Source organism: Nocardia spongicola (assembly GCF_047200775.1).
Taxonomy (GTDB): Bacteria; Actinomycetota; Actinomycetes; order Mycobacteriales; family Mycobacteriaceae; genus Nocardia.
The window spans coordinates 124881-131638 of sequence record NZ_JBJZOO010000010.1 but is presented as its reverse complement, the minus strand read 5'-3'; the positions used below and the strand labels follow the sequence as shown (position 1 = coordinate 131638).

Sequence of the window (6758 nt, the reverse complement as noted above, 5' to 3'; positions counted from 1 at the left end):
CGTCGACCGGATCTGAGCGACCCGGATCCGATCGCTGTCGGTGGTGTGCCACCAAGTCTCGGTGACACACCACCGACAGCGAAGTCGTCGCTGCTGGATATACAACTATCAGCGAGCACTCGGCCCGGCACTCAACCCGCTTCCATCGTTCCTGGTGGCGATACGGCACCGAGATCGGCCATCCGATGCAGAATCTCGGGCGCCAGAGCGAGCTCGAATTCGATTCCGCTGCTTTCGAAGACGAAGGCCAGATAGTTATCGCGAGGTAGGGACGCCAGCCGAACCGAGCAGTGCTCCCCTACGATCACCCATCCGCCGATGGTCAACTGATCGGACATCGCAACTCCCCCTTCGGCACTTCCGGTAAGTGGACTATGCCAGTTGTGGACGCAACGTGTCAACAGTGAAAATCGGGCACTGAACTGGTGAAATACTCCTGTTGCATGACCCAGCGACCAGTCGGGTGTACGGCCTCGCGGAATATGAGGACGACACCGGAACGATCGAGGCAGATCCGGTGCGTGATCGATACCGCGGCCGGATTCGATAACCCGAGAAGCTCGCATTCACCGGCCGTGGCCAAACGGGCGCCGATACGCTCACGTACCACGGCGATTTCGCGGCCGGTCGCGGATTCCAGATAGCGCGAGATCCCGCCGGGCACCTGCGCGCAAACGAGCAAGTGTGCTGCGGATTCGGCGAATTCGCCAGGAAACCAAGAGGTCAGCAACTGCTTATCACCGGAATCATCGGCGCTCGATTCCGTGCGCATGACGACCATGGCACCTGCCGGAAGGCCGAGCACATCGGTAACCTCATGTGGGCCTTCGACCAGCGCTGATTCGAGTACCGTCAGCGATCCGTCCGCAGGGAAGAGCGCACCGTATCGCGGGGCGCTCTCACGCATCCGGGCTACCCGATCCGCCACATAAGTGCCCGATCCTCTACGGGAACGCACAATTCCCTGCTGCCGCAGAGTGTTCAGTGCCTTGGCCGCGGTGGGCCGGGCGACCTTCCATGCCGCGGCGATTTCCCGCTCCGAAGGTACTTCGGCGCCTGGCGCCAGCTCACCACATTCGATCTGCGCCCGGAGATATCCGGAGATCTGCAGGTATTTCGGTAGTACGTCATCTCTTTCGGCCACCGATCGCCTCCCGCCGCAGACGCCACCCCTCGGAACGCAGGCCAGTCTAACAACGACGTCGCCGAGCCCAGCATCCCACACCAGCCACTACCGAGGTGGTCCACGGCGTGATACTGCCCGGTAGAGTGCGAATCCAGCACGGAACGGGCAGGACCGAGCAGAAGGGGGCGTCCTGATGGCGGTACCCGATACCGGACAGGCAACAGCACGGAAGCTGTACGCGGCGGCCACCGGCGACGGTGGAGGAGAGCCGTTCGAGCTGGACATCGCGGTCGCCGAAAATCTCGCTGCCGCATGCGACAGACTGGTCGACGATCTGCGACGCGTGATGGCCGGTGAACATCTCGTCACCGAGGTGACCGGCTTTCCCGACCTGCCGACCGGGCAGGGGCTCACCCGCGGGTTCGCCGATAAAGGCAGGCAATATCTCGACACCCTGGCGGCATTCCAGGAAACCGCACTGCTGTTCAAGGCCGCGTATTTGGCGGCGGCCAACCGCCTGGCCGACGCGGAAGCCGCCAATCGTGCCGCGCTGCGGCTGATCACCGAATATCTGGAGCCCCGGTGAACGAGCGCGCCAGGACCGGGATCAGCTGAGGAGACACTTATGACAGACTCCACCGCCCGTGCGTCCGCTGCGGGCATCCGACAGGATCGAACCGGATCGACCAGCGGTGCCACCGATCCAGCCTATGCGCCGAATCGGGAAGTATTCGGCGCATACACCCACCAACAAATCTGGGACCTGGTGCACGAGACGCTCGACGCGTCGGCGCTGGGCCGGACGGCCGCGGCATGGCAGGCCAACGCCACCGCGGTGGCCGATGCGTTCCAGACCTTCTCCGATGCCACCACCAGGGAGTTCGCGCGCTGGTCCGGCCGGGCTGCCGACGCCGCCGCGGCAGCGACCAGGCAATTCATCCGGGCGGGTGAGGAGGCGCACGATGTGTGCCTGACAGTCGCACGGCTGATGGAGCTCAACAGCGATGCCGCGCAAACGATCCGGGACGCGATCGCACCACCCCAACGATATCGGCCGCTGGCCGACCCTGTCGCCGAAGCTGTCCATGGTGGACAACGCAGGATGGAGCACGATAGCGCGGCCGCGGACCTGGAAGCGGATGCCCGTGACACCATGACCTACGTCTACAACCCGACGATGCCCGCTACCGGTGACCGCGTTCCTCGATTCGCCGGGCCACCGGAAGGTCCGGCGGCAAGCGATGGCGCCCCGGCGAGTCCCGGCGCTGTCCGCGGAGGCGGCGCGCGGTGAAATGGGTACTCACCCCAGACGAATTCACCCATGTCTGGGCGAACGAAACGGGCCTGGACCGCAGGCCATACCCGGTCAACATGATTCCATCGGCCACGGTGCGCACCGAAGCGGAGTACTCAGCGCTGCGCTTACCACAGCGTTTCGCCCGGCAAGCCGACCCCGATCTGTCCGCAGCGCTGACACTCTGCGCACGGAATGACGCGACTACCATCACGATCTCCGGCGAACGCACCACACGCGGGGAGCGCAACACAGAAACCGAACGAATCCTCGCCTTCGCCGCGGTGGTGCACAATCACGCGGGCATCCTGGTCGCCACCAAGGAGACGATGACCGTGCTGGCGTGCCATGCGCGCACGGTGGGGGAACGTCTGGTGCGCGTCATCGGCTCCGCACAGCCGGGCAGGCTCGCTCCGATGCGCGAGCCGCAGGACGCGGTACTGCGGCCTGACCCCACCGAATCGTTCCGCACCGATGGCAGGCGCGGGCCTGCGCGATTTCGCCGGACGCTGCGCAAGCCGGTCGATGGGCGCGGTTTCATCACCGTCACGGTGGAACCGGACAACCCCATGTCTCCTCCCACCCGCCACCGCACCTGGCTGGACTTCAGTGGTGATGGGCGCTATCTGCTCACCAGTACGCACGATCTCGTTCTCGCCCCGGTGTCGGACCGGGAATTCGCCGCGCAACTCCTCCGCCTCGCGCAAGTGTGATCCTGTCGGCATACATGGGTGGTTAAGTGGATGCATGACCAAGTACTGGGCGGTCACACCGACCTCGGCTTTGCTGGCCGATGGGGCACCGATCGCCGAACTGGACACCTCGGGTACGCCGGGGTTCACAGGGGACAAGAAGGCGGGCACCCAGTTGCTCGCCGAGCGCAGCCCGGTGCTGTCGGATCTCCAAGAGAAGCTGTACGCGAACGGCCGGTCCGGTGACCGGCGCAGCGTGCTGCTGGTGCTCCAGGGCATGGACACCGCGGGCAAGGGCGGTATCGTCCGGCATGTCATCGGCTCGGTCGACCCGCAAGGAGTCGACCACGCGGCATTCGGCGTGCCGAGCAGAGAAGAAAGGCGCCACCACTACCTGTGGCGCATCCACAAGGCACTGCCACGGGCTGGTCAGTTAGGGGTATTCGATCGTTCCCACTATGAGGACGTGCTGGTGGTACGGGTGCACAACATGGTGCCGCCCACCGAGTGGGAGCGGCGCTACGATGAGATCAACGCTTTCGAGCACGAACTCGTCGATGAGGGCACCACACTGGTGAAGATCGCCATGTTCATCTCGCTCGACGAACAGAAGAAGCGGCTCGCCGAGCGATTGGAACGCCCGGACAAGTACTGGAAGTTCAAGCCGGCCGATATCGACGAACGTGCGTTCTGGCCCGCTTACCAGGAGGCATACCAGGCGGTACTCGACCGCACATCGACCGATTACGCACCATGGTACGTCCTGCCCGCCGACCACAAATGGTTCGCTCGCCTCGCCGTCACCGAGCTGCTCATCGCGGCTTTCCTACGCTTGAAACTCGACTGGCCCCCGGCGCTGTTCGATATCGCGGAGCAGAAGCGGCGCCTGGCACAGGCCTAGCCACGGCTCTGGTCGCACGCACATCGTCATGGTCGGTCCCCGGCCGGCCGCACCAGGCGAATACTGTCGAGTTCGGCGGACACAGCCCGCGGGGGCGGGAGTGCCGCTTCGGATCTACCATCGTGACGGCAGGAGCTGTCCATCGAACGAAAGGTGTGGTGAGCGCACGGTGAGCAAAAAGCAGGGTGGCAAATCGAACCCACTGCTGGCGGCACAGGGCGCCGACCGCAACCGGAACATCTTGATCCAGGTGGCTGTCGCCGCTGTGCTCATCGCCTTGATCGCCGCCATCGGTATCAGTGTCGCGGCGAAGAAAGCTCGTAGGGACGATCCAGGCCCCACCCCATCCATCGCCGCGACCGCGAACCAGGACCCGAGTGGCATCTCCGGCTCGATCACCGACACCGGCGCCATCCGGATCGGCAAGCCGGACGCGAAGGTCACGGTCCGGGTCGTCGCCGATATGCAGTGCCCCGCCTGTAAAGCTTTCGAAGATGCCAATGGTCAGGTGCTCACCGATGCGGTGAACAACGGCACCGCGGCGGTCGAGTACAACGTGGTCGCGTTCCTGGACCGGATGTCGAGCACGGAATACTCGTCGCGGACAGCCAACGCCTCCTACTGCGTCGCCGAGGCGGATCCGGCGAAATATCAGGCGTGGCTGGCGACGATGTTCGAACGGCAGCCGACAGAGGGCGGTGCGGGGCTGCCCGATGAGGAGCTGATCCAGATCGCCAAGGACGCGGGCTACACCGACGACACCGTCGCCGCGTGCATCTCCGACCGCAAGTACGACAAGTACGTTCAGGCCCGCAGCGCGGATGTGAGCGCCAGCGGCATCAATGCCACCCCGACGGTCTTCGTCGACGGCAAGCAGATCAATCAGCGAGAGGCACTCATGGTCCCCGGTGGCCTCGAACCGGTGATCGCCGCCGCGGCGGCGTCATGATCACCGCGGGACCACGCCCGGCGTGGGTCCTGCTGATCAGTGGCCTGGCCGGCTGGCTGGCCGCGGCGGCGCTGACAGTGGAACGGTTCAAACTGTTCACCGAACCCGGCTACACCCCGTCGTGCAGCATCAACCCGATTCTGTCCTGCGGGTCGGTAATGGAAACCGACCAGGCCGCGGTATTCGGATTCCCGAACCCGCTGATCGGCGTCGTCGGATTCTCCGTCGTAGTCACCCTCGGGGTGCTGGCGGTGGCAGGTGTGGGTTTTCCGCGCTGGATCTGGGGCGGGTTATGGCTCGGCACCGCGCTCGGTGTCGGTTTCATCTGCTGGCTGATCTTCCAATCGCTCTACCGGATCAACGCGTTGTGCCCGTACTGCATGGTGGTCTGGGCGGTGATCACGCCGCTGCTCGCGGTGATCACCGGCCAGTTGTGGGGCCGTGCCAAGGGGCCACTCGGTGTGCTGGCCGAGTGGCGCTGGACCATCGTCGCGCTGTTCTTCGCGGTCGTGCTGCTCCTGGTGTTCCTGCGCTTCCAGGACTACTGGATGACCCTGGTCTGATCCCGGCCCCGGATCAGTTGGGTGGCCCAGCGGCCAGCACGACTGCCACAGTGCGCTGTCCACCCGCTCCGTTGATCCCCAGCCTGACCGTGTCGTTCGGTTTGCGGGTGTGCAGCGCACTACGCAAAGACTGCGTGGTGGCGATGGCCTGATCATCGACCGAGACGATCACATCCCCCATGAACAGCCCGGCGATATGGGCAGGCATCCCGGCGACCACCTCGTCTACCCGAGCGCCCGTACCGAGTGGCACCGCATTGGAGACGAGCACGCCGAGTGTGGCTGTCGGGCCGATATGCACGGTGTCGGTCGGGATACCCGATCGGATCTGCCGGACAACCCGCATCGCCGCATCGATCGGCACCGCATAACCGTTCGGCGGGCGCACCCCGGCATGCAGCGGGTCGCCCGATGCCGCGGCGATGACCCCGACCACAGCCGCGTTCCGATCCACCAGCGCACCGCCGGACTGCCCCGAGGTGACCGCCGCCGCGACTTCCAACATGCCGCTGAGCGCTTTCCTGGACAGATCGGCACTGTTGACAGCCACGATGGTGCTGTCGAGGGCGGTGAGGGGGCCATGTACCGCTGTCGGCATCCCACCGGTTCCGCCGGCATTGCCGATCGCGAGAACCTCATCGCGCAGTCGTAAGCCTGCCGAACTGCCGATGGTCGCGACCGGCAATTCGGTGGCCTCCGGTAAACCGAGCAGTGCGATATCGGCGCCGGAATCGTAGCCGAGCACCACCGCGTCATAGACATTGTTGTCGCCGACGTCGGCCACCTGGACCGTGGTGGCGCCCTTGACCACATGGTGGCTGGTGAGCACCTCACCGTCGGCGGTGAGCACGATGCCGGACCCCGCCGTACCAGGACCGAATGGTTCGGTGGCGGCGTTGATACTGACCAATGCCGATTGCACCGCCGCGGCGACACACACCGGGTTCAGCTCCGCTAGGGTCGAGGTCCCGGCCCGGTCACCGGCCTGGTCCCGGCGGGGTAATTCGCCGCCGTACCCGAGAAAAGCGGCCGCCACGAGCACAAGCGTGACGATCATGATGAGAATGCGGCCGCTGCTGTGCGCGCGCCGCGTAATCTCTTGCTGCCGTTCTTCGTCCATGGCTCTCCTGGGCTCTCCTGCCGCAGCCGAACCGCTGACCGTTCCATTGTCACCGCAGCAGCGCACGCGCGACCGCGGAACGACGAGACCGCTCCGAAAAACAGCCGTGACCG

General features: G+C 65.2%; 9 protein-coding genes. 6 read left to right on the top strand and 3 right to left on the bottom strand.

The window, feature by feature from the left end; all coding sequences use genetic code 11:
- Positions 1-131 precede the first annotated feature (131 nt).
- Together ACL02S_RS18165 and ACL02S_RS18160 are read right to left on the bottom strand one after the other, a co-directional pair.
- Positions 132-338, bottom strand: a complete 207-nt coding sequence (locus tag ACL02S_RS18165) for a hypothetical protein (RefSeq protein ID WP_412803630.1) — start codon at positions 336-338, stop codon at positions 132-134.
- Positions 339-397: 59 nt separating this feature from the next.
- Positions 398-1144: a GntR family transcriptional regulator gene (locus ACL02S_RS18160; RefSeq protein ID WP_412803629.1), complete on the bottom strand. Its 747-nt coding sequence runs from the start codon at positions 1142-1144 to the stop codon at positions 398-400.
- 175 nt (positions 1145-1319) lie between these two features.
- Between ACL02S_RS18160 and ACL02S_RS18155 the strand changes: the two genes are divergently transcribed.
- The 6 genes from ACL02S_RS18155 to ACL02S_RS18130 all read left to right on the top strand — a co-directional run bounded on the left by ACL02S_RS18155 (position 1320) and on the right by ACL02S_RS18130 (position 5525).
- The gene (locus tag ACL02S_RS18155; protein WP_412803628.1) at positions 1320-1712 is read left to right on the top strand and encodes a hypothetical protein; all 393 of its coding nucleotides are present in this window, start codon (positions 1320-1322) and stop codon (positions 1710-1712) included.
- A 39-nt stretch (positions 1713-1751) separates the two neighbouring features.
- Positions 1752-2417 carry a hypothetical protein gene (locus ACL02S_RS18150; RefSeq protein ID WP_412803627.1) on the top strand — a complete coding sequence of 222 codons (666 nt, stop codon included), beginning with the start codon at positions 1752-1754 and terminating at the stop codon, positions 2415-2417.
- Entirely contained in the window at positions 2414-3133 is a 720-nt protein-coding gene (locus tag ACL02S_RS18145; protein ID WP_412803626.1) for an ESX secretion-associated protein EspG, read from the top strand. Before ACL02S_RS18150 ends, ACL02S_RS18145 begins: the two co-directional genes overlap by 4 nt.
- 34 nt (positions 3134-3167) lie before the next feature.
- Positions 3168-4013: a polyphosphate kinase 2 family protein gene (locus ACL02S_RS18140; RefSeq protein WP_412803625.1), complete on the top strand. Its 846-nt coding sequence runs from the start codon at positions 3168-3170 to the stop codon at positions 4011-4013.
- A gap of 169 nt (positions 4014-4182) precedes the next feature.
- Positions 4183-4962 (top strand): DsbA family protein, encoded by a 780-nt coding sequence (locus tag ACL02S_RS18135; protein WP_412803624.1) that lies wholly within the window; start codon positions 4183-4185, stop codon positions 4960-4962.
- Positions 4959-5525, top strand: a complete 567-nt coding sequence (locus ACL02S_RS18130) for a vitamin K epoxide reductase family protein (protein WP_412803623.1) — start codon at positions 4959-4961, stop codon at positions 5523-5525. Before ACL02S_RS18135 ends, ACL02S_RS18130 begins: the two co-directional genes overlap by 4 nt.
- A 13-nt stretch (positions 5526-5538) precedes the next feature.
- Here ACL02S_RS18130 and ACL02S_RS18125 read toward each other — a convergent pair whose 3' ends face one another.
- Positions 5539-6645, bottom strand: a complete 1107-nt coding sequence (locus tag ACL02S_RS18125; RefSeq protein ID WP_412803622.1) for a S1C family serine protease — start codon at positions 6643-6645, stop codon at positions 5539-5541.
- Positions 6646-6758: the final 113 nt, after the last annotated feature.

Excerpts from the sequence above, each read along its gene's own strand:
- ACL02S_RS18150 (WP_412803627.1), top strand. The coding sequence starts at position 1,752 with ATGACAGACTCCACCGCCCGTGCGTCCGCTGCGGGCATCCGACAGGAT.
- ACL02S_RS18125 (WP_412803622.1), bottom strand. The coding sequence starts at position 6,645 with ATGGACGAAGAACGGCAGCAAGAGATTACGCGGCGCGCGCACAGCAGC.
- ACL02S_RS18165 (WP_412803630.1), bottom strand. The coding sequence starts at position 338 with ATGTCCGATCAGTTGACCATCGGCGGATGGGTGATCGTAGGGGAGCAC.
- ACL02S_RS18155 (WP_412803628.1), top strand. The coding sequence starts at position 1,320 with ATGGCGGTACCCGATACCGGACAGGCAACAGCACGGAAGCTGTACGCG.
- ACL02S_RS18140 (WP_412803625.1), top strand. The coding sequence starts at position 3,168 with ATGACCAAGTACTGGGCGGTCACACCGACCTCGGCTTTGCTGGCCGAT.
- ACL02S_RS18130 (WP_412803623.1), top strand. The coding sequence starts at position 4,959 with ATGATCACCGCGGGACCACGCCCGGCGTGGGTCCTGCTGATCAGTGGC.